The following is a 24,621-nucleotide window of genomic DNA, read 5'->3' as shown; positions in this document are numbered from 1 at the left end:
TTTTTTAATTACAAATCGCTATTTTAAATAGCTTTAGTACGCTCGGTTAGCCAGTCAAGTGCCGCACCTTCAACGCGGTCTTTTAGCTCTGCATAGACTTGGCTATGATAATTATTCAACCAATCAATCTCGACTTGAGTTAATAATGACGATTCAATCAAGCGTGTATCAATTGGGCAATAAGTGATAGTTTCAAAGTTTAAGAATTGACCAAATTCAGTCTCAGTAGGGTTGCCCACGGGCATATTAACCATCAAGTTTTCGATACGGATACCCCATTTGCCTTCGCGGTATAGACCCGGCTCATTACTGGATATCATGCCTTCCTTCATCGCGCGCTCTTTTGGCGTGCTAGCGCTATAAGCAATCACTTGCGGGCCTTCGTGGACGTTCAAGAAATAACCAACACCATGACCCGTGCCATGACCATAATCCATCTGCGCTTGCCATAATGGCGCACGGCAAATAGCGTCAATCAGTGGTGAGGCAATGCCATCAGGGAAATGTGCTTTTGCTAAAGCGATGTGGGCTTTGAGCACGGCGGTGAAATCGCGTTTATGCTCGCTGCTTACTTGACCAATACCGACCACACGCGTGATATCTGTGGTGCCGTTTTGATACTGGGCACCTGAGTCAATCAATAATAATCCGCCCTCGCCCTCAGCGACATCAAGGTAGCTGAATTTTTCTGGCGTCGCACGGTAATGCGGCAATGCGCCATTCTCATTGAAACCTGCAATCGTTGGAAAACTTGGCGAGACATAATGCGGCTGCTGACTCCGTACTTCGATAAGCATACTATCGACATCAAGCTCACTTAAGCGCTCGCCGGCTGCTAGACGCTGCTCAAATGTAGCAAAGAATTGACTTAATGCCGCGCCGTCTTGACGCATGGCTTCACGCACATGATCGATATCCGCAGCAGATTTAACCGATTTGAGCAAAGTACTTGGTGCCATTTGCTCGATAAAGCCAACATCATCCGCCATCTTCGATAGCGTGCCCACTGCCACTTTACTTGGGTCTAGTAATAATAAATCTTCTGGCGTTAATGTTCCTAATGCTTCTTGCACCGCTTCATAATCAGCGAGCGTGATACCACTGTCTTTTAGCGCTTTTTCAATGTCAGCACTAACTTTATTATTATCAATAAACAAGGTCGCTTTATCTCTATCGATCAGCATATGCGCCAAAAAGACAGGATTATAATCGACATCAGCGCCGCGTAAGTTGGTCAACCAAGCAATGTCATCTAAACTTGAAAGCAAATGATGGGTCGCGCCTGCATCCGCCATACCTGCACGCACAGCGGCAAGCTTTGAAGTGGCGGATTGCGCGACAAACTGCGCATCGTGTTGGTATAGTTGTGCTGATGGCAGTGCTGGACGGTCGCTCCATATGTCTGTCAATACATCACGCTCAGTGATTAAAGTAATTTCGTTGGCATCAAAAGCATCAAGCAATCTATCTTGCTCAGCGATAGACAGCACATTACCATCTACTGCCACGCTATCGCCCTCCGCCAAGTGCGCAGCGAGCCAATCAATGTGATTTGGCTGACCGGGAGCAAGTTTCTCTAAAGTAATACCCGTGCCTTCTAGCTGATGCGCGGCGTGTATCCAATAGCGGCTGTCCGTCCACAGTCCAGCAAAATCAGCGGTAACGACCAGCGTACCGACTGAACCTGTAAACCCTGATAACCATAAACGTGCTTGCCAATATTCAGGCAAGTACTCAGATAAATGCGGATCTGCTGACAGCACGATAATCGCCGTTAGGTCTTGCGCCGCAATAGCATCACGCAAGCTGGTAATACGCTGTTGAATTTCAATTTTCGAAGTTACTTCTTGAGTAGACATAACGTCCCTTATTTTATATAAAAATTTAGTATAAAAGCACGAGCACAATGCTGCATAAAACGCTACATAAGTAGGAAAGACTCATCTCACTACAGTGCCGCATAATCGATACGTTCTCGATATATTGTTATTATAAACTGACATCATCAGCTGATTATTAGCGGTTGATTAAGCGGGCGTTGATTAAGTCTGCTACAGATACAACCTAGCGCATATAACGATATGGGGATGATAACTGACTTATAAATACCTTTAACAGCAATACCTATTTAATCGTCAAAGAATTGTGAAAGAATCATAAAAATGACGGATGACTCAAAATAAAAGAAGCTACTGTTTAGTAGCTTCTTTTATTTTATCACTTATCAAGCGACTGCTATAAATAGTGCTAATACTCTTTTGCTTATATTAGCCTTTACTTACATTCTTTGCTTACATCCTGATATTACTACTGTTTTTAATCATATTGCTCATCGGTTTTGACAATGCTAATAAAATCAGCGCGGTCACTACCAAGAACATAGTCATAATAGAGAACAAATCGGGCAATCCTTCGATTTTATCAGCGGTGACATGGCTACCAAAGAAGGCGGCTACCAAATTACCCATCGCAATAGATGCAAAGAACAACCCCATGATTTGACCCTGCATACCCTCAGGTGCCAAGCGTGTCATTGACGACATACCAACAGGGCTTAATGCCAGCTCACCTAGCGTTAGTAAAAACAAACTGCCAACCAACCACAGTGGTGATGCCAAAGCACCAGGAGCAACCAAGATACTTTTTGAAGCCATAATCATTAGCCCAAAACCTGCAGCAGCTAACAACATACCGATAGCAAATTTCACCATACTGTTAGGCTCAAGACCTTTAGCACCGAGCTTCACCCATAAGATACTGATAATGGGCGCTAATAATAAAATAAATAAAGGATTTAATGACTGAAACCAGATACTTGGGATATTAAAACCCATGACTTCTAAATCAGTATAGCGATCAGCAAATAAGTTAAACGAGGTTGGCTGCTGATCAAAACTTGACCAAAACAAGGTCGAACCAATAATCAATAATAAACAAACCAATAGGCGTTTTTTATCAGAAGAGCTCAACCGTGATGACATAAACATCACCGCAAAATATAGCAGCACCACAGCTGCGATGGTATAGGTCATATACTCTGCGACCAATATCGGATTAAATGGCATCAAACCGGTGCTAATGAGCATAATCAATACCACCAAAACAGCAGCAAGGCCTAGTACCCAGCGCCCTATATTTTGGAAGCGGTCATTTGCATGCTCCCAATCAGCGTTGATGTTTTTGGCACGCGCATAACGATTTAATGTCTTTCTGGCTGAAAAACGGTAAATCAGTAAGGAAGCCAGCATACCAAGACCACCGACGCCAAAGCCTGCATGCCACATGCCTTTTTCTCTAAATACCCCAACAATCAGCGCTGCCAATAGCGCGCCGATATTGATGCCCATATAAAACAAAGTAAATCCTGCGTCACGGCGATTGTCTGATTCGGGATATAAAGCTCCAACCATGACTGTAATACAGGTCTTAAACAATCCTGACCCGATAACGATAAACATCAAACCGACAAAGAATAGCACCATGCCAAACATAGCTGACAACGCAATGCATAAATGTCCAAGCGCAATAATGATACTGCCCCACCACAGCGCGCGCTCTTGACCAAGCCAGTTGTCAGCGAGCCAGCCGCCCGGCACTGCCGCCAAATATAATGAACCGGCAAAAATACCGTAGATGGCAGAAGCCGTTGCTTCATCGAAACCAAAACCACCACTGCCAACTGTCGCCACCATAAAGAGTACTAATAATGGACGAATACTATAATAAGAAAAACGCTCCCACATCTCTGTGAAAAACAACGAGCTTAAGGGTTTAGGATGCCCCATAAAGCCATTATCTAATGCTTCTAATTCAGCAGCACTAGCGTTCGATTGTGAGTCTGTGCTCATAACTTTATTCCTTTAAAGACCACTGTAATGACGACCAAACTCCCAATTATTTAGATAAGCGGTCACATAGGCGCATTATTGTTTCACTTGGTTATAATCAAGTAAAGAAAAAGTTATTCAATAATTACACATATACCTACAAAAAAACCTGCGCTCAGTTAACCAAGCGCAGGTTTTTATTTTTAGCTTCTAGAGTGTTTTAACTCTTAGAATAAAGTATCGTCATAACAGTTGTACTTAATTATGGGTATCTAACTATGTTTATAGTTTATATTTCATCTTAATAACAAAATACTTAAGTAAAAAGCTTACTCTTCAGCCTTCAAAGTATGCGTTATTTCTCCAGTCTTACCGGCGTCCAAATCAGCATCGGCTGGCGTAGCGGTTAAGTCAGCATCATCAGCGACTGCTGCTTGATTAACTGTACCTTCAGCAGTTGCCGTACCAGATTCAGCGGCAACCACCGTACCGTCAGTATCTGCAGCTGGCGTTACCGTAGCATCTGCTGGCGTAGCGGTCGCTGCGGCATCCGTCTCTGCGACTGGCGCGGCAGCTGTTTCGGCTGTTGCTGCTTCAGCAGTCGCGTCGGTTTCAGCGGCGGCCGCTGCTTCAGTCGTCTCAGCAGTGATATGCTCACCAGCTGGACGTAAGAAGCCAGAAATACCAATCAATAAGACGATACCTAAAAATAACCCTACACCGCCTAAAGCAAACAAGAACTCTCTTTTAGGGTTGTTTTCGACAATATGTTCTGACATACCTTATCCACCTTGCACAAAATATTTAAAATATTGACCTATTATATCGCAATTTATGTCGATTTGTGAAAACCCTTAACTATTTAAAGGATTTATTAGCGAAAAAATTTAAATCAACTCTTTAACTGACTCTATACTGCCTGCTTTGATAAGCTGCTAATCGCGCTCTAAGCGTTTACGCGGGCTCGCACGCTTGCCAAGATAGCTTAATAATAGCAGAAGCGCAATAATGATTAAAACAGGATAATTACCAACGCGCATAAACGGCGTATTACCGACCCGCGCCTGTACATTACCGCGTAATACCGTGCGCTCAAACTGCGGCGCGCGCTTCACGATACGACCTTTGTGGTCAATGATGGCGGTGACACCGGTGTTGGTGGCGCGCATAAACCAGCGACCATTCTCAAGCGCGCGCATTTGTACCATTTGCAGATGCTGTAGCGGACCTGCCGAGCTACCAAACCATGCATCGTTTGAGATGGTCAATAAAAAGTCGGTATTAATGGCGTTTTTGCGGGTGGTATCAGGATACGCAACCTCATAGCACACTGCCGCGCCCAAGTTATGACCGCGTACCCGTAGCGGCGATTGATTGTCACTGCCCCGGCTATAGCTCATTATATCTTGGCTACCGGCAAGGTTTGGCAAAATATCTAGCATTCCTTCAAAAGGAATATACTCACCAAAGGGTACTAAACGCTGCTTTTTATACATGCCCTCTGCATCGGCACCTAAAGCAATGACACTATTATAAAACGGTGGGTATTTATCGATCTTAGCATCAAAAGCTGCTTCATCCTTATAAGGGATGCCAGTTACCCAAGTGGTATCGGTTTCTTTGGCCATTTTTACCATCTCATTGATAAAGCCTACCGCTTCATCTTGAAACATGGGAATGGAAGATTCTGGCCACAAGATAACATCGCTGCCCCATTCCGTACTGCTCAAAGTCGCATAAATTTTTAGCGTTTCTACCTGATATTCGGTTAACCATTTTAAATCCTGCGGAATATTGCCTTGGATTAATGATACCGATAAATCAGGTGTGCCTTTTGGTTTCGTCCATTGTGGATTTATCAACCATAATGCGCAGCTGACAACCAACAACGCGATGGTAGGAATCATATAACCACCGCGGCGACGCAGCAGCTCAACCAAACTTGCCGCCAGTAATATCGCAACAAAAGAGACCGCAAACACGCCAGCAACGGGCGCTAATGACGATAGCCAATACTGCTCAGTAAACGCATAACCGACAAATAACCACGGAAAACCCGTAAACAGCCAAGTTTTCATCCATTCTTGTAGTACCCAAAGCGCGGCAAATGATAACGGCTGCTTACCAACGACCCGATTGAAAATTAACGCCAAAAAGCCATGGAATAACCCCATACCTAAGCCCATCAGCGCAATCATAATCAGCGCCAGCCATACTGGGGTATCGCCATAAACATGGATAGAGGTATACAGCCAAAACGCTCCGACACACCAAAGCCCAGTGCCATAAGCTTGACCGATAAGAAAAGCACGCTTACCAGTCATATCAGGCATCAATAGCGCATACAAAATAGCAGGCGACACCAAGGCGACTGGCCAAAATCCATACGGCGCGAGCGCAAAGATAAATACTGCGCCTGCCAGCAACGCAATTAATATAGTCAGCACCATAGGTAAGCCCTTTGGCTTATCGGGGTTTAGACGTTTTTGCAAATCAACAGTAGACAGACGCATAGCAGTTATCCAAAACCTTATTATTCAGTCATTTAAAGCTTATAAAACTTAGATATTAACTTTGATTTATTCAGTTAGCGCTTAATTGACAGCCAGCCATGAATTGCTCAATACAGCGCTCAAAAATTAAACCTGCTCATGATACCAGTCTAAATCACTTAATAGGTAAATTTGCGTTGTACAAAAGCATTTTTAAAAGCAAAAAAAAACACGATTCGATCGTGTTTTTTTATGTTTAAGTCCAAAGCTTAAGTGGTAATCAATAATAAATTAATGACTGCCTATTAATATTTGCTGGTCAGGATTGACTTTGGTCAACTCTAAATTTTGAATAAAGCGTCCTTCGACATCGGTAATCGTGATTTGCCAATCATCGATAACCACGCTTTCACCTTCTAAATCACCCACGTAGCCAAGTGCGTGCATAACCAAACCACCCATGGTATCGACATCGGTATCATCAAAGTGACTACCGAGCTCATCGTTACAGTCTTCAATCACCGTCGACGCTTGCACGCGCCAGGTATTTGGCTTTTCGGGGTCGGCGACGATATTATTGATATCACTGTCTTCATCGAAGTCATCATGCTCATCGACGATATCACCAACGATTTCCTCGAGCAAGTCTTCCATGGTCACCACGCCGCCAAAGTTACCAAACTCATCAACGACAATCGCCATATGCACTTGGGTGCGCTGCAAGGAACGTAGCAAGGTATCAGAGCGCGCCGTCTCACTGATATAGAGTGGCTGACGCACAAGATCTCTGAGGCGTTTGCTGTCGATTTTGTCTTCTTGGTTGCGCACCATATGCACAAGGATAGGAATCAAATCTTTTGCCAATAAGATACCGATAACCGCGTCATCATCTTGGCTATCAAATACCGGATAGCGCGAGTGCGTGGTCTCAAGAATGATGTCCATTACTTCAGCAAGACTGGTGCTTTCATGCAGCCCAACCACTTGCGGGCGCGGGGTCATGATTTCGCGAACTTGGGTCGCAGGCAGATCAAGGACGCCTTCTAGCATATCGACGGTATCAGGCTCTAAGAATTGACGCGAGTCCTGTACCAAACGAATCAGTTCATCACGGGTTTCGGGGGCGGTCGATAGCCAGCGTTTTAAGCCGCGCATCGACCAACTACTCGGGCTGGGAGTGTCGTCAGACATGGTGATGTGATTTAACCTCTTTAGTTAATAGTAATTAGTTAATAGCAATAGTGAATATGATGTAAAATCATAAAAAATGTAGATGGGGATTAAAGTAATAAATAAAACAGGTCGTTTATCATTGGATGATTAAATAATAAATATAAATAGACCAGCTTAATAAGTTTCACTTTATCGCAAGGCTTACTGAGATTCAACGACAAATTCACTCAAATTGTATTGTCAGTGTGTTATAAACTTTGCTATGGTCAAAGCCTTTATACCTCAAAGTTAAATCTATGTCGCTACGTGCCTTTTTTTCTCGCCTGCTCACGCCGCTCTCAAATAGCAATCGCGCAGCTCATGGTCGCCAGCAAAAGCGGACTTGGCGCTACTACCTTGTGCAGTTTTTAATCGTTACTACGTTGCTATTATCTGCTATTTGGCTGTTAATGGCGCTTTGGTATCAGTTTGGGATGCGCTCGATCATCACATGGCTGGCAACTATCGTTATTTTTGGCATTTTAGCCACACTGGTTAAAACAGCTTATGGAACAAAAAATTATCGGTCAAAAAACCCAAAAAAACAGGCCGATAATCATTTAAATAACTTAACAACGTACGATAGAAAAACTGCTGCTAAATGGCTCTTAGGTTTATATGGAGCGATTTGGTTCGTCGGTCTTGGCTGGTTTATGTCTATCGAGCCCGAGCAAGATCGCGACTGGATGCCTGAGGTCAGTCAACGGGTTACTTATAGTCGTGATGCCACTAATTCTGATTTGGTTACTTTCAGCAATGTACGTAATTTCGATTGGCATACGGATAAGGAAGCAACCGCACATTGGGACACGCGCACCATTGATATGTCAAAGCTGTCTGGCGTCGATGTCACCAACTCTTATTGGATGGGGCCATTGATTGCGCATACTTTGGTCAGTTTCCGCTTTGAAGATGATAGACCGCTTGCCTTCTCGTTTGAGATTCGTAAAGAAAATGGCGAATCGTTTTCAGCACTGGCAGGATTTTTTAGACGTTTTGAGTTAAGCCTAATTGCCGCAGAAGAGCGCGATATTATCTACACGCGTACTAATGCGCGCGGTGAGCAAGTTTATCTGTTTCCGGTCAGCAACCTACAGCAGCATGAGGTCAAATCGTTATTCGAGTCTTATTTAACGGCTGCCGATGAATTGAATGCCAAGCCAGCTTGGTACAATACGTTAATGAGCAACTGTACCAATATTATTTTTTATATGGCACGTATTGTCAGTGGCGATCGTTTGCCGTGGGATTATCGAATTTGGGTATCTGGTTGGCTGCCAAACTACCTATACGATGTTGGCATGCTAGACGCCAATCCCCAATTAAATGAAGCACAGCAAAACAGACGGCCTTGGTCAATGGACACGTGGTACGAGCGTACTCATATCAACTCAAAGGTTCGCGGCTTTGATAATCAAGCAGGAAATAGCGTTACAAATAGCCGTAAATTCTCTGAGCAGATTCGGCAAGATATTCCTATACCGCCACTGGCTGATTCGCAAGCGGGTGCTGAAGCAAGTGCTAAATTGGCGGCTGATGCTAAGGATTAACCCAGTTGACCACGCGCGTTTCCATTTCTTCATCAGACATGCCAATCTCAGAAACACAGCGCCCTGCTACGCCAATATTGACGGCGCGCATTTGCTGCTGGGTTGCCACCGCATCCCTAGTCAATAACAAATGCCAACTTGGCAAATTTTGACCTTTATGCAAGCGCTTATAGGCACAGTGCGATGGTAGCCACATCATCTGCGGCAAATTCTCCATGGTCAACTGAATACAATCAGGCACGTGCTCTTGGCGCGTGTCGTAATGCTTGCAATAACCCGTCGCACAATCCATCAGCTGACAAGTCACATCGGTATATTCAACCATTTCTGCTTCATGATTATTGTCATCGCTGACGTTCTCATCATCGATATATTTAATGAGACAACAACTGCCACAGCCATCACACAATGCTTCCCATTCGCTATGGTTTAATTCTGACAGCGCAAAACGTGACCAAAACTGTGGACGCAATGTTTCAGTCGATTCGTTATCGCTGTTATTGTCGCTGCTAGTATTGCTAGCAGGAAATAGGCTCACGATTGGTTTTGACCCTGAATCTAGAACAGCCTCTGCAGAAGATTTCAGCGGCTGAACAGAATCAGCATTTAAATTGGCAGCAGATTGATTTAACAAGTTGATAGTCATAGCGTTATAGTCGATTTTTTATAAAGAGACATTTTGATAAAGAGCGTTACAGTATTATAGCTGTTTTTGACTAGATTGGGCGTTAAGGTAGTACGAGTAAGCAAAAGGATTGAGCAAACATACGCATTATTGATATTTATAAAACAACACTCATAACATAAAAAAGGATAACAACATGTCAATTAAGACCTTTGAATTAATCAGTACCACTGAAAATAACGTTCAACTTATCAGCTATGTGGCGCTACCAGAATCTGCCTCAGATGATCATCCGGTAGCAGGTATTTTGGTCGCGCCAGAATGGTGGGGCGTGGTCGATCATCCAAAATCAGTGGTTGAGCGCTTGGCAGAAGCCGGTTATGCCGCCGTGGCGATGGACGTCTACGGTGAAGGCAAACTGACCACCGATGCGGCCATGGCAAATATGTGGATGGAGCAAGTACTTGCCGATCAAGACATGCTGATGGCACGCTGCCGGTTGATTCTTAATGACTTTAGCGACCAGATGGCGGTTGATGGCGATAATCTAGGCGCTATTGGCTTTTGCTTCGGTGGCAAAGTTGTCCTTGATATGGCACGCGAAGGCATGCCATTAAAAGCAGTCGCTACTTTCCATGGTAATCCATCACCCAAGCAACCAGCCGATAAAAACTTCAAAGCCAAAGTATTGGTTGCTCATGGTCGTGATGATTCAATGGTCTCAATGGAGGCGATAGAGGGCTTAAAATCAGAACTAGATGCCGCCGATGTTGATTACACCATCGATGTCTATGACAACGCCAAGCATGGTTTCACCAATCCACATGCCGATGAACGCGCAGCCAAAAATGGGGTGGATTTGGGCTATAACGAAGCCGCTGCCAAGCAAAGCTGGGAAAATATGCTTGAGTTTATGAAAACCAACTTAGCATAAACCTCTGCAAAACACGCCTTATAAAAGATAATTAAAAAAGGGCCGCTTAATAGATAAGTGGCCCTTTTTATTTGTCTTATCGATTCCTATCTGAATGACTTATCTTGTACTTCTGAGTAAATCGCGTCATTATCACTTTACTATTGAGTGAATTGAGTGACGAGGATGCTATATCTATTAATAAACCCGTTGGGTTGGCTGGCTTTTACCATTTTATTAATTATCGTTGTCGTGCTCTACGTGAAAATAACTAGGCAAATTGAGCAGCTGCGCCATGACATGACAGAGCTGCAAGCTGAGCTTGAGCAGCATAAAGATAGCGTGAATATAGCATCACTTTCTCATTCTGCTCATATAAATGCTACTCAAGAGAGTCGTTCTGAATCAGCAGCGCCATCAACGGTAGAATTGGCTCCATCCGCTGTTATTATTTCTGAACCTACAGAGAAGCTGCAATCACAACCAACATCTCCTCCAGAACTGCCAAAACTAGCAGAATCAGTATTATCAAAACCACAAATCTCTACCTCAGCGATAGAGCCTGACGAACACTCCACCCCTATCGTTACCTCATTAATTCACTCTGTTAAAAACTGGTTTTTTGGCGGTAACTTGGTGGTCCGTGTTGGGGTATTGGTATTGCTCGTCGGTGTGGTGTTATTACTACGCTTATTAAGCGACTATATTGAAATTCCGGTTGCCCTGAAGCTTATGAGCATCGGCATCATTGGCTTAGGGCTTGCGGCGCTAGGATTAAAACTAGCCAAAAACCGTTTTGCTTATGGCATTACTCTGCAAGGCGCAGGCTTAGCGATTGCTTATTTAACGACCTTTTTCGCTTATAGCGTCTATCAGGTGCTGGCGAGTGTGCCCAGCTTTATTGGACTTGGCATATTATCAGCCATCACTATTGGCTTAGCTGTACGCCAAAACGCTTTACCGTTGGCACTGTTGGCACTTTCTGGTGGTTTCTTTGCGCCTATTTTAACCAGTAGTGATATCGGTAATTTAGTGACATTATTTAGCTACTATCTATTATTAAACGTAACGATTGCCGTCATTGCTCATTACCGTACTTGGAAAATGCTCAATCTGCTCGGTGTGGTGGTCACTTTTGGATTGGCATACTATTGGGGTGCAACGGAAAACTTAAGTGCTGTTATTGAGGCGCAGCGCTGGTCATTGGTGTCGCTAGTCGCGCTGCATGTACTGCTGTATTTATTTGTCGTCATTCGCTATGCGCAACAACTCATCGCCTATAACGCCCTTAATGAAGAAGGTTTTACTTGCGCAGACAGTGTACATAACATAAATACCGTAGATAAGGTTCACAGAGCAAACAACCTTTATATATTTCCTATTGATACCGGTTTATTGTTTTCAGTACCGATATTGGCCTTTGGTTTATTTGCTGCGCTATTAGAGGGTATTTCTAACGCTTTGACCATTACCAGTGCTGTTTTAGCGGTGATTTATTTGAGCATTGGCTGGGTATTTGTGCAGCGTAGTCAGCGTTATGCCTTAATTACTGAGGGCATGTTGGCGTTAGGGTTTGGTTTTTTGGCCTTGGTGATTCCGCTAGCATTCGATGCTGAATGGATTGCCTTCGGCTGGTCAGTGCAAGGGCTGGCTTTGGTATGGTTTGGACGGCGCTCGCTACGTGCATGGTCAGTACTATTTGGGTTGTTATTACAGCTACTTAGTATCGCCATGCTAATGATAAATATACTCTTTACTATCAAAGACTATCCAACGCTAGCCTTGACGATTTCGGCGCTCAGCTATCTAGCAACGATGTTTATTTTACGCGCCAGCAACTCGCCTGCCGTTTTAGACGATACTGAAAATCTTCCTGCACAGCAAAATACAACTGCAGCTTCAATGTCTGACTCAACAACAACCGTCGCTCAATCGATAGGTATTAGTAGCCAAGCCGCTCAGCAATGGCTGACCAGTATTGATAGCCAAAGCGTGGTGTTTAAGGTAATGTGGCGCAGTCCAATTTTGAGTCGTTTTTTGACCTTTACCGCGATGGGTTGGCTGCTGTATGTATTGATCATCGATTTTGACCAATGGTTTGTAAGCTGGCAATTGGCAACAACGGCGCTACTAGGATTAGCCACGTTAACCAGCCTAATTATTTATCAGGCAATTAATCACTATCATTCGTGGCGCGAGATTAGGCAGTTTAGTCATGGGTTATTGCTGATATTTTATGCGATGCTAATATTTCAACTGCCGCAAAATTATGAGTTTAGCTATCAATGGACAGCCTTTCATTGGCCGATATTTATCACGCTACTCATAGGGTGGTTGGTGGTTGGGCAATTGTGGTTAAGAACATGGCATAAAGAAGCGGAATTGAAAGCCTACGATAGCGCGAGCTGGCTTGGGGCGGGAATCATCCTATTGGCAGAAGCTATGCATTATGGCTTGCCTGATTCAAAAGGCGTCATGACTATTTTGGTTCCGGTTGCCTTTATGCTAATAGGACTGTATGTAACTTATCGACATATCCAATCTCAAAAATTTAAAGACGATAATATAGAACCAAAAACTCCTTCGTCAGCATTTGCACCTTATTGGTTTGATTGGCATCAAGCACTGTTAGACAGTGCCAAAATCTTTGTACCTATGACTTTAGGCTGGGCTATTTTTACCAACTTCACTTACGATGGCGTGATTTGGAGACTACCCTATTTTCCCTTATTTAACTTGTATGATGTGACGTTATGGTTGGTGGTGTTTTACGGCTTGAGCATTTATTTGCTCCGTCAGCCACATGGAATGCAATCGAGAAACCTATTAGGCGCCATTCCTAAAAACGATATGCTATTAATTATCTTAGCGCTGATTGGCCTTTGGATAGGCTCTAGTATGCTAGTCAGGACGCTGCATGCATTTATCGGTACGCCGTTATGGATTGGCGGTTTATACAACGTTACAGGAGGCGCTTGGAATAGCGAGAAAGTACAGACGGGACTAACCATTTTATGGACGCTTATTGCTTTGGTCGCCACTATTATTGCTAGCCGCTATGGGCAGCGTACGCTATGGTTTATGGGTATTGGCTTATTGGGTATTGTGGTCTTAAAATTGGTCTTGGTAGATTTGTCACAGACTGAGGCAATTTGGCGAGTAATTTCCTTCCTTGGCGCGGGTAGCTTAACCTTGGTCATTGGTTATTTAGCACCGCTGCCGCCAGCACGCGAGGATTTAGCAGACGAGCCTGAATGATAGTATGCTCTGAGCATTAAATGAAATGTTAACGTGAGCAATTTTAGCATCATTACTTTGCTTATGTAGTAAACTGGACGCCATTAAAAAGTAAATGACGATCGTCTTACTTTTAGCATTTTTTATAAAAGGTTATAAAAGCAGATGGATAAGAGAGCAAGTATTCAGTGGTTCCCTGGGCATATGAACAAAGCCCGTAACGAAATCAAAGAAATCATGCCGCAAATGGACGTCGTCATTGAAGTGATTGACGCGCGTATTCCTTATAGTAGCGAAAACCCCATGGTTGCGGCATTACGCGGCGAAAAACCGGTCATCAAAATCTTAAATAAAGCCGACCTTGCTGATCCGGAATTGACCAAAGCGTGGATGGAATACCTTGAGCAACAAGATGGTGTTAAAGCCATTGCTTGTGACGATAATAAAGCAGACGACGTCAAGCGTATCATCGCAATCTGTAAACACCTGGTGCCTAATAAAGTTGGCACCGGTCGTCAAATCAAAGCTATGATTATGGGTATTCCAAACGTTGGTAAATCGACCCTGATTAATACCTTAGCAGGCCGCGCGGTGGCAAGAACCGGTGACGAGCCCGCTGTGACCAAGTCGCAGCAGCTGATTAAACTTGACGATGACATCATGCTCTATGACACCCCCGGTATGCTGTGGCCAAAGGTTGAAAACGAAAACTCTGGCTATCGCTTGGCTGCAACCGGCGGCATTCGTGATACCGCTTTTGACTTCGCCGATGTGGCCAGTTATACCGCTGAGTACCTAATGCAAGCCTATCCTGAGCTTCTAAAAACCCGCTATAAAATTGAAGAATTACCTAAGACAGATTGGGAGTTTTTTGAAATCGCTGGGCGTAATCGCGGCTGCGTACGCTCAGGCAATAAAGTCGATACTTACCGGATGTCTGAGATTCTCGTGAATGAATTACGTAGCGCTAAAATTGGACGCATTACGTTAGAAACACCAGCAATGACTGAAGCTGAAGAGCTTGTAGTCGCTGAACAACGCATCGCTGCAGAAGAGAAAAGACTCGCTAAAGAAGAAGAAAAACGTTTGCGTCGTTTAAAGACACGTAAAAATCGTAAGTAAACTTTATAAAAAATACTGGCTACTATGAATCCGTTAATACCTTCAGCTAAAACCATTCAAATCTATCTGCCAAAAGGCAATCCTCGCGGGTTGCGCTTGGCAGAGATGACCACGCGGACAGTGCGCCTGATTGAGATTCCGCGGATTCATATTGATGACTTTTTTACGATGCCAGATGCCAATCAAGTTGGCTTATATTTTTTGATTGGCGACACCGACAGTATAGATAAGCCATTACTTTATATCGGGCAAACTGGCGATTTGAAAGCTCGCCTCAATCAACATCATAAAAAAGACTTTTGGACGCGGGCTTTTGTCATGCTTTCAACCAATAATTCTATGACCCAAACCCATTCGCTGTATATGGAACATAAAGCTATCGCTACTGCGCTTGAAGTTGGCCGCTATGAGCTAAAAAACGGTAATAGTGGTAATAAGCCACATACGCCTGACCCGTTAAAAGCTGACTGCGAAGAGTTATTTCATACTCTTGATGTTTTGCTATCAACCTTGGGGCAACCTATCTTCGAATCCTTAGCTATCCATGATAGCTTTTATAGCGACAAGTCTGATTTAAGTAAACTGACAACACCTAGTGGTTTTAAAGTTGAAAAAGCAGCTGAAGTGTCTCCAATTAAACCTACCCCAGTATTGTTCTATTACAAGGTAAAAGATGGCGATGCACAAGGCTATTATGATGACGATGGCTTTGTAATATTGGCAGGGTCTCTCATAAGGCAAGAACAAGCACCATCAGCTCCGCCATTTGTGGCCACATTAAAAGAGAGTTTGCTTAGTAGCGGCAAACTCATAGCGGTAAATAATACAAGCTACAAGCTCACTGAAAATCATTTATTTAAGACACCCAGTGGAGCTAGCGCATTGGTAGCAGGTCGTTCTACAAATGGTTGGATTGAATGGAAAAATGCTGAGGGACAAACTTTAGACAGTATCTATCGCTAACGCCTTTAATATCAACGCGCTACCCTCATATAACCTTCATACTTTTGAATTGCTCGCCCATTGCCTATGACAGCCCCTACTTTTATCCATACAGATACCAACCTCAACTCCTTCGCACCCCGCCTTCTCGATTGGTTCGCTAAAAACGGTCGCCACGATTTACCTTGGCAACAGCACCAAACTGACACGCCCAATCCCTATATTGTTTGGCTATCCGAAGTCATGCTCCAGCAAACGCAAGTAACGACAGTGCTGCCCTATTTTGCCCGTTTTATGGCATCCTTTCCGACGGTGCAAGATTTAGCAGCTGCAGAATGGGATATGGTGGCGGAGCATTGGGCGGGGCTGGGCTACTATGCGCGGGCGCGTAATTTGCATAAAGGCGCGAAGCAGTTAGTTGAGGTTATCAATGAAACGGGCGACTTTCCGCAGACACTAGCAGGTTGGGAAGCGATTTCTGGCGTTGGGCCTTCTACCGCTGGGGCGATTATGGCAATGGGCTTGCATCGTTATGGTGTGATCTGTGATGGCAATGTCAAACGCGGCCTCACACGCTGGGCAGCTATCGATGGTGATATTACTAAATCTGCTACTACCAAAGAGCTGTGGGCATTGGCGGAGCGTTTAACGCCTAGGGAAAATTCAGGATTATTTGCGCAAGCCATGATGGATATGGGCGCAACCTTATGTACCCGTAGCAAGCCTGCCTGCCTATTATGTCCGCTGCAAGAGGATTGTCTTGCCCATGCGCAAGGTCGCGAAACCGATTATCCAGTCAAAGCAAAAAAGCAGCCCAAACCTAGTAAGTTTAGCAATGCCTTATTGATTAAAGATGTAGATGGCAATATCTTATGGCTACAACGTCCTGATAATGGTATTTGGGGCGGACTATGGAGTTTGCCGCTAGAGTTTGTAGAAAAGATTAGCAGCAAAGTGAATGCTAAAACTGCCGCAGAAAAAACTACTGAAATTGACGATATATCATCAAAAGTTGCTAGTAATGAAAAAGTATACGAAACAGAATTTACGACTGCCGAGCAGATTATCAATGAGTGGCTAGACAAAAATGAATTAATAGGAAAATCGGTTAACAAAACCTTATTGGACGATGCACCGATTAAGCATTCACTCACCCATTTTCATTGGTATTTAACGCCGCAATCACTGACTTTAGATAATGAGCAAGTGACTGATTTAACCAAAGCATTACAGGCAGCAGAAATTAATATTAATTGGTTAAATGCGGATGATGCGCAGACAACACTTGGATTGCCACGAGCGATGGTTAAAATTTTAGAATAATAGGTTATTGCAACCAAATAAAACTCCTAAAAAAAGCGACTCAAAATATATTCTGAGTCGCTTTTTTTTATTATCGAAGCTTTTTTATTATAGAACTGAAAAGCTTAAGACTTCGGTACCCGCAACCGCATCAAACCTTCTTGTTGTACCGTCGCTACCAATCGACCATCTTGCCAAAACTGCCCATGGTTTAAGCCTTTGGCATTAGAAGTGGTATCACTCCACATGTCATATAGCAGCCAATTATTCAAATCAAACTCACGATGGAAATGCATCGAATGGTCGATACTGGCCGCTTGCAAGCCACTGGTCATAAAGCTAACACCGTGCGACATCAGCCCGGTACCTACCAAGTAGAAATCAGACGAAAACGCCAACAGTGCCTGCTGAATGGCCACTGGCTGCTTGCCCAGTTCGCGAATACGCAGCCAGTTTGCTTGTTTCGGTTTCATCGGTTCTGGATGGATAGGATCACGCGGCTTAATCGGCTTAATCTCGACATGACGGTGACGCATAAAGCGCGCTTTGAGAGCATCTGGGACTTTGCCGACATATTCTTCTTTTAAATCTTGCTCGGCAAGCAAATCTTCTGGCGGCGGATAAACGGGCATATCTTCTTGATATTCCAAGCCCTCTTCCATCGGTGAAAATGAGGCAATCATCGAAAATATCACTTGCTCGACAGGCGCTTTACCGCGTACTTCTTTATACTGAATTGCCGTTACTTCACGCGCAGACAGACTGCGACCATCACGCAGGCGGCGTACTTGATAAATCACCGGCTGATTGATATCACCACCGCGCAAAAAGTAACCGTGCAGCGAATGACAAGGTTTGTCTTTATCGAGCGTATGCGAAGCGGCCATAATTGCTTGCGCCAGCACTTGCCCACCAAAAATACGACTGCCCACATAGTCGTGGCTTTTACCTTCAAAAACATCAGGGCTGACTTCGATAAGCGCGACGGTAGCCAGCAGCTCATCGATCAGTTGCGGATAATCAGACATGACGATAGGTTTCCTTATTTTGATCAATAACGCCAAGCATTTGGATATAAGCACTCAACGATATCAATACGATATGGCTTAAGCCAATTCGGCATTTTAATTTAAAATAATATGTAATGGCTTGCAGTAATCTACAAGATAACGCTTAGAGCGCACAATAGATGACCAGTAAAATGATTACTGGTAACTCATTATAAAGCGAAAAGACAATCATCTTAACGAATATTAAGGATTTTGACTAGGCAGTCGCCGCTTAGTGGTTCGGTCTAGTAGTTTAATAGTTTATTTTAGTAGCTTAATCATAATGAAAAAACCACTATCTAGCACAGCAAACATAAGCTAAGACAGTAAACATAAATAAAAAACGAGATGATGAGACACCTCGTTTTTTATTGGCCTTAAAACTATGGTTTTACAGCGACCAGCACACGAATAGAGTCTGGCACGAGCGATAAATTACCTAATGCTTGTTCACCTTGAGCTTTTAATTGCTCTAAGCGCTCAATCTCTTCTGGGCGGACGTTAGGATTAATCGTTTGCAGATGCTTTAGGCGTTTGATTTCACGCGACCACTGCTGGCTAAAACGGGCACTGGCTTGTTCGCCAATATCAGCCAACTGCTGACGGGCAATGTCCTCTGCTTCATAATAGCGCTGCTCAATCACATCGCCGCGTACTTTAATCACTTGGCGGGCGCGGTTTTTATCCAAACGCTCAATATGCGGCATAATCATATCGGCGCTGATACGGGCGGATAAATCACTGCCCTGCTCACTGATAAAGACACGGATATTTTGTGTGGTCAACGTCGCTGGCAAATTAAGCAATCTTGGCGCAATGGCTTCGACGCGGAAGTTCACCTCAAGCAATACCATACCTTGTGGTACGGCAGCGCTTTTTAGCATCGCAACCGTAGTATTACCAAAGGTACTGGTACTTGCCAACTCATAAATGGCGCGCATCAATGGATGCTCATGGGTGATAAATTCGATATCTTCACGCTGCAGCGCTTGCTCACGCTCAAAGGTCAAGGTCATGCCGTCTTCATCACCAAGTGGCAGACCGTCGATATAATCGCTAATCTCAGTGCTATCAATCGGCGCAATCACCCACGAACCATCACGCTGGATATTATGGTCAATATTGGCGGAAGCAAAGAAGCGCTCGATAAATTGCGGCAATAGATTATGCCCATCGAATTCACGCATGGCATCAGCGATACGCCCTGCAACACGCGGACGGCACGAGTTGTACTCTAAAAGACGATCGCGACCCGCTTGCAACTGCCCCTCAAGATCCAAACGCGTCTGTAACGCCGCATCAATGATATCTTGCAATGTCGTACGGTTAGTGTCGTTATCAGCGCCTTCGAGCATCGGCTTTAGGTCTTGGATATATTGCTCTTGCACGCTTTGAGCGGTCGGTGAAATCTGATTAAACATATTTAGCGCATCGTTATACCACCGATAGAGACGCTCTTGCGCGGTGCCTTGGACATAAGGCACGTGCAGCATGATTTGTTGCGTTTGCCCGATACGGTCTAGACGACCGATACGCTGCTCTAAGGTATCTGGATTGGCGGGTAAATCCCATAATATCAATTGGCTTGCAAACTGGAAGTTACGACCTTCTGAACCAATCTCCGAGCATAATAATATCTGCGCGCCCTCACTATCAGCAAAGAACGCCGCCGCTTGGTCACGCTCAAGTAAGGTCATTTGCTCAGTAAAGATAGCGGTCTTAATACCGGCATGCAGACGTAATACCGCCTCTAAGCTTTCAACCGTTGCACCACTACGGGCAATCAGTAGCACTTTTTTATGCTTAAGCTCGCCCTTTAAGATATCAATCAACCATGGCACACGCGGGTCATCTTCTAACCAGCTACCATCAGGTTGATTTTCTTCGCCCCAAAGCTGCTCACGCAATTTACCATTGGTTTGATAGCTATCGACCCATGCTTCAGGTAGCGGTAATGGATACGGCTGGCTGCTACGACCATAAAAGCCTTTGACGCTTTCACGGGTATTACGGAATAAAATACGCCCAGTACCATGACGGTCAAGGAGTTCATTGAGCGCATAAGTACGTAGTTTTTCGTCTTCGTTAATGTTTGCTAATTCATCGATACTAATAGTGAGTAAGCTGCTTAATGCCGCAATTTGACCGTCGCTTAAGGGTTTATCTTCGATTAAGACACTAGCAACCGCTGCCGTTTCTGCAAAGGCTTGTTGACCATCGATAAATTCATCCAAGTCATCAAAGCGATCGGGGTCTAATAAACGCAGACGGGCAAAGTGACTTTGCGCGCCAAGCTGTTCAGGCGTAGCGGTTAGTAGCATCACACCCGGTGTTTCTTCGGCAAAATCAGCGATTAAGTCATATTTATCATTGCCACCTTGCATCTCATCCCAATGCAGGTGATGCGCTTCATCGACCACCAATAAATCAAACCCTGCTTCCATCGCTTGGTCATACAAATCAGGATGGTCGAGCAATAAATCCATACCAGCGATGATACATTGCTCAGTCGTAAAGACGTTTTGCTCAGGGTCGTGTTCTTTAATCGCTGCCGTACGTACCAAATCAAACAAGGCAAAGTTTAGGTTAAAACGACGGCGCAGCTCAATCATCCACTGATATTGCAAACTGTCTGGTACAAGGATTAATACGCGCTCAGCTTTGCCGGTCAATAGCTGCTGATGAATAATCAAACCTGCTTCAATGGTTTTACCCAGACCTACTTCGTCAGCAAGCAACACACGTGGCGCGATACGTTTGCCAACTTCATGAGCGATATAAAGCTGATGCTCAATAATATCGACGCGCGCACCCATCAAGCCTTTGAGCGGATGACCAGCTAGCGCCGATTGCATGCGTAGAATATCTTGGCGCAGCTCGTACCAATCACCGCGCTCAATACGACCAGCGAGTAGGCGCTCAAGCGGCTTAGCAAGCGTGATATTAGCCGCCAGACGGGTTTCCATAATGCCGCGCTCGTGCTCATCGACACTATATTTGAGCACACCCATCACTTCTTCGACCGCTGTTACGGTATAGGTTTTACCGGCTTGGTCAGAAATGCTATCGCCTTCTTTGAACACCACCCGCGATAACGGTGCAGAATTTTTGGCATAGACGCGGGTCTCTTCACTTTGCGGAAATAGGATATGCACACAGCGGTCATCGACATCGATGACCACACCCAAGCCAAGCTCAGACTCCGTATCAGATAAATAACGTTGACCAACGGCGAATTCGGTGCTGTGCAATGAAGCGATAGAGATAGTCATAAGGCGATGTCTTTTGTACTCAGATGATAAGAAAATAGATAGTTAATGAGGCAAGCTATGTTTACTGGTCAAGCTAGCATTACTGGCTTAATTAATAGCTCGATAGCTCAATGTCATTAATAAGCTGCTGGTCATTAGCGATATCAGGAGCACCCAACTTAAAAGCTAGGTCGAATGATAAAACAGACCATTATATAACGTTAGCATGTAGATGAGTGCTTTAAGTTGACTTTTCAAGAGCAGTTTTTGGCAAGATTATTGCAACACTCAGCTTAAGTAACTTTTTAGAGATCAACATATAACGACTCGCAAGTACGTAAAAACCTCGCAACTAAGCACAAAATATTGCTATCATAAAATTGTTTCTATATTGTTAAGATATGCAATATAACATTTCTTATTGTTATTAAAATTTATTAGCCAATCTCATTCTCTATTTATTCCATTTATTTTATCAGCTTATTGATAGCCGTTTTAGTAGTAGCGCTTAATCTCTATAGCTTTTAAACCCTTAAAAACGATTATGAACGTCTCTTAAATCACCAAATGGGCCTAATATTGTTCGATATATTCTATTAAGTTATGATTTAATAATTTTTAAATTCCTATTAGTTATAAAAATTTTACCCGATTACAATGCTGTATTGATGCTCAAATCCCATTTTTATAGAGCTGATGTATAACCACATCATCGATTGCTAGCAGCAAATATTATCCGCAGTCTGCTTTGTGGTCACGATCATCCAAGGACAATCCCCTCATGAGTGCCTCCAAAAAAGTTGGCTTTTTTAACCAAGTCAGTACCCAAGTGACGACCATTCTATTTATTGCTTTTGCGGTCGTACTAGCGGTTGTTGTGTATGTTGTTGATAAAGAAGGCTATGAAAAAATTCGCCTTGAATCAGCAAAACTGGTCGCTGAGCGTGGTAATACAGCGGTAAATAGTATTTCAGCTGATATCAATCGCGTGATGCGTAGTGCCTTGCTATTGCAGCAAAGCGCGCAAACGCTGCCACCACAAGAAGCGATTTTGCAAGCCAGTACCGCCAACGCCTTTGATAAGCGCGATTATAACTTATTAGGTAGTGGCGGCATTTGGCCTGAAAAAGGCGCACTGGGCGCAAATACTACCACCCATCCGTTTTTGATGGTGCGTCAAAATGGCGATTATCAAGCGGTACTCAGCGATCCAAATCCTGCCAATCCTTATTATCAAGAAGATTGGTTTAGCGCGCTAAAACTGCTCAAACCTGAAAGCTGTATCTGGAACCATGTACGCGCGAGCCAAACCAAAGGCGAGCTTGCGATGAGTTGTGGTGTCGCCATCGAGCGTGACAACCAGTTCTGGGGTGCCAGTACGGTCAACTTTACCCTAAACCAGCTACAAGAAAACATCGTTAAGTTAAGTGAAAGCTCTGGTTCAGGTTATATTTTACTCTTGGATAACAGTGATAAAGTTATCGCCTCATCTAACCCTGAGCGCTTAAGCTATATCGACGAAAAGACTGGTACACCGCTTGATATCAAGCAAGTTATTAACTCTGACCCTGCTTGGAATCCGGTACTAAACTTCTTAGATACTCAGCGTAACGAAACTATCGAGCGCGTTGCCGCTAGCGTATCACCGCAAGTACAGCAAGTATTGAATACGGTTGATAAAGCAGAAACAGGTGATTCCAAAGGTTATTATCTCGTCAACTACGCCGCTTACTTAAATAACGGTAAAAATAAGCAAAATGCGATGGACAGCCGTTTATTGCAGAGCTTTGAGTTAGAAAAAGACAGCTACTATAATGGTAGCCAAGCCTATGTGTTTGAAATTCCTGAGACTTACTGGAAACTTATCGTCGTCCAGCCTGACGCTGAAATTAACGCTATCGCTGACAATCTAAGTAAAAATCTGATTAACTGGATTGCACTGGCGCTACTCATCACCGCTGGTTTGATTTATTTTATGCTCACTTATTTAGCGTTTAAACCGTTAAAAGAAACCACCGATAAAATCTCGCAAGCGGAAAATCTGATTAACGATAAGCAATATAATAAGCTAAGCGACGTTAAATTCGCGGAAGGTCGCAACGAGATTGGACTGGTGAACGGCTCTATTAATGACCTACTAGACCGAATCCAATCTAACGAAGGTAAGCTTGCCAATATCAATCAGCAGCTAGAGATTAAAGTTGAAGAACGTACGGCTGAGCTACAAGACACGCTAAAAGAGCTGAAAAACTCACAGCTGCAATTGATTCGTTCAGAAAAAATGGCTACGTTAGGTCAAATGGTGGCTGGTGTTGCTCATGAAGTGAATACGCCATTGTCTTATGTACAGAACAACCTTGAAATTATCGGTCAGTTGACTGAGCAATATGAAGAGCTGATTGAACTGGTACAGGGGTTAAAAGCCGTTAAAACTGACGCCACTGCTGATGGCAAAATTGATAAGCTATTGGCTGATATCGTCCGTGCGTCGGATGAAATACAAGAAGATGATTTATCTACTGAGCTTAAAGAGCTGATTAAAGATTCGTTATTTGGTGTCGAGCAAATCACCGAAATGGTCCTAAATCTACGCAACTTTGCCCGTCTTGATGAGTCAAAAGTGAAAACCATCGATGTGCGCGAATGTATCGAAGCGTCACTTAAAATCGCCGGTAACTCTATTAGACATCAAGAAATTGTTACTGATTTTGCTCCGACGCCTGAGATTAAGTGCTCACCGTCGCAAATTAACCAAGTCTTGGTAAACTTGCTCAATAACGCCGCGCAAGCCATGGGCGAAAAACCGGATGGCAAAATCGAAGTACGCACGCGCGCCGATGACAGCAATGTCTATATCGATGTCAGCGATAACGGTAAAGGCATGAGTACAGAGGTTCTGAACCAAATATTTGAGCCGTTCTTTACCACCAAAGGCGCAGGCGAAGGTACTGGACTTGGAATGGCAATCAGTCAGCAGATTATGGAGCAGCATAATGGCGACATTAAAGCCATCTCGACCGAAGGCGTTGGCACCACCTTTACCTTAACGCTACCAATTGATAATGATTTAACGGAACAAAGCCTAGCGGCGTAAGCGCT

15 protein-coding genes are annotated in these 24,621 nt (G+C 44.0%); 7 read left to right on the top strand and 8 right to left on the bottom strand.

Annotated elements, in window-relative coordinates; genetic code table 11:
• Window positions 1-23: 23 nt before the first annotated feature.
• The 5 genes from JMW39_RS08970 to JMW39_RS08950 form a co-directional block, all read right to left on the bottom strand.
• Window positions 24-1,859: an aminopeptidase P family protein gene (locus JMW39_RS08970; RefSeq protein WP_201546103.1), complete on the bottom strand. Its 1,836-nt coding sequence runs from the start codon at window positions 1,857-1,859 to the stop codon at window positions 24-26.
• A 432-nt stretch (window positions 1,860-2,291) separates the two neighbouring features.
• Window positions 2,292-3,848, bottom strand: a complete 1,557-nt coding sequence (locus JMW39_RS08965; RefSeq protein WP_201546101.1) for a peptide MFS transporter — start codon at window positions 3,846-3,848, stop codon at window positions 2,292-2,294.
• Between the two features lie 308 nt (window positions 3,849-4,156).
• A complete protein-coding gene (locus JMW39_RS08960) occupies window positions 4,157-4,606 on the bottom strand; it encodes a hypothetical protein (protein WP_201546099.1) in 450 nt (149 codons plus the stop codon).
• A 156-nt stretch (window positions 4,607-4,762) separates the two neighbouring features.
• Window positions 4,763-6,340 (bottom strand): apolipoprotein N-acyltransferase, encoded by a 1,578-nt coding sequence (gene lnt / locus JMW39_RS08955; protein ID WP_201546097.1) that lies wholly within the window; start codon window positions 6,338-6,340, stop codon window positions 4,763-4,765.
• Between the two features lie 270 nt (window positions 6,341-6,610).
• Window positions 6,611-7,510 (bottom strand): HlyC/CorC family transporter, encoded by a 900-nt coding sequence (locus tag JMW39_RS08950; RefSeq protein WP_201546095.1) that lies wholly within the window; start codon window positions 7,508-7,510, stop codon window positions 6,611-6,613.
• A 278-nt stretch (window positions 7,511-7,788) separates the two neighbouring features.
• Between JMW39_RS08950 and JMW39_RS08945 the strand changes: the two genes are divergently transcribed.
• Window positions 7,789-9,081, top strand: a complete 1,293-nt coding sequence (locus JMW39_RS08945; RefSeq protein WP_201546086.1) for a DUF4105 domain-containing protein — start codon at window positions 7,789-7,791, stop codon at window positions 9,079-9,081.
• Here the strand turns inward: JMW39_RS08945 and JMW39_RS08940 are convergent.
• Window positions 9,071-9,553: a YcgN family cysteine cluster protein gene (locus tag JMW39_RS08940; protein ID WP_227679473.1), complete on the bottom strand. Its 483-nt coding sequence runs from the start codon at window positions 9,551-9,553 to the stop codon at window positions 9,071-9,073. The genes JMW39_RS08945 and JMW39_RS08940 overlap by 11 nt on opposite strands.
• 349 nt (window positions 9,554-9,902) lie before the next feature.
• Here JMW39_RS08940 and JMW39_RS08935 point away from each other — a divergent pair, with 349 nt between their 5' ends.
• The 5 genes from JMW39_RS08935 (at window position 9,903) to mutY (ending at window position 17,243) form a co-directional block, all read left to right on the top strand.
• Window positions 9,903-10,640 (top strand): dienelactone hydrolase family protein, encoded by a 738-nt coding sequence (locus JMW39_RS08935; RefSeq protein ID WP_201546082.1) that lies wholly within the window; start codon window positions 9,903-9,905, stop codon window positions 10,638-10,640.
• 165 nt (window positions 10,641-10,805) lie between these two features.
• Complete coding sequence (locus JMW39_RS08930; RefSeq protein ID WP_201546080.1) at window positions 10,806-13,877, top strand: DUF2339 domain-containing protein; 3,072 nt, start codon at window positions 10,806-10,808, stop codon at window positions 13,875-13,877.
• Window positions 13,878-14,021: 144 nt separating this feature from the next.
• Window positions 14,022-14,978 (top strand): ribosome biogenesis GTPase YlqF, encoded by a 957-nt coding sequence (gene ylqF / locus JMW39_RS08925; RefSeq protein WP_201546078.1) that lies wholly within the window; start codon window positions 14,022-14,024, stop codon window positions 14,976-14,978.
• Window positions 14,979-15,002: 24 nt separating this feature from the next.
• Window positions 15,003-15,941: a GIY-YIG nuclease family protein gene (locus JMW39_RS08920; RefSeq protein WP_201546076.1), complete on the top strand. Its 939-nt coding sequence runs from the start codon at window positions 15,003-15,005 to the stop codon at window positions 15,939-15,941.
• Window positions 15,942-16,007: 66 nt separating this feature from the next.
• Entirely contained in the window at window positions 16,008-17,243 is a 1,236-nt protein-coding gene (gene mutY, locus JMW39_RS08915; protein ID WP_201546074.1) for an A/G-specific adenine glycosylase, read from the top strand.
• Window positions 17,244-17,347: 104 nt separating this feature from the next.
• On the opposite strand, the gene JMW39_RS08910 is transcribed toward mutY, so the two are convergent.
• On the bottom strand, window positions 17,348-18,250 hold the full coding sequence (locus JMW39_RS08910; RefSeq protein WP_201546073.1) for an acyl-CoA thioesterase: 903 nt from the start codon (window positions 18,248-18,250) through the stop codon (window positions 17,348-17,350).
• A gap of 404 nt (window positions 18,251-18,654) precedes the next feature.
• Window positions 18,655-21,543, bottom strand: coding sequence for an RNA polymerase-associated protein RapA (gene rapA / locus JMW39_RS08905; protein ID WP_201546072.1), 2,889 nt, complete (start codon window positions 21,541-21,543; stop codon window positions 18,655-18,657).
• A 760-nt stretch (window positions 21,544-22,303) separates the two neighbouring features.
• Here rapA and JMW39_RS08900 point away from each other — a divergent pair.
• Complete coding sequence (locus JMW39_RS08900; protein WP_201546071.1) at window positions 22,304-24,616, top strand: sensor histidine kinase; 2,313 nt, start codon at window positions 22,304-22,306, stop codon at window positions 24,614-24,616.
• Window positions 24,617-24,621: the final 5 nt, after the last annotated feature.

The sequence above is a fragment of the Psychrobacter immobilis genome (assembly GCF_904846175.1).
GTDB classification, from domain to species: domain Bacteria; phylum Pseudomonadota; class Gammaproteobacteria; order Pseudomonadales; family Moraxellaceae; genus Psychrobacter; species Psychrobacter immobilis_E.
This window is presented reverse-complemented; position numbering and strand designations above follow the sequence as displayed.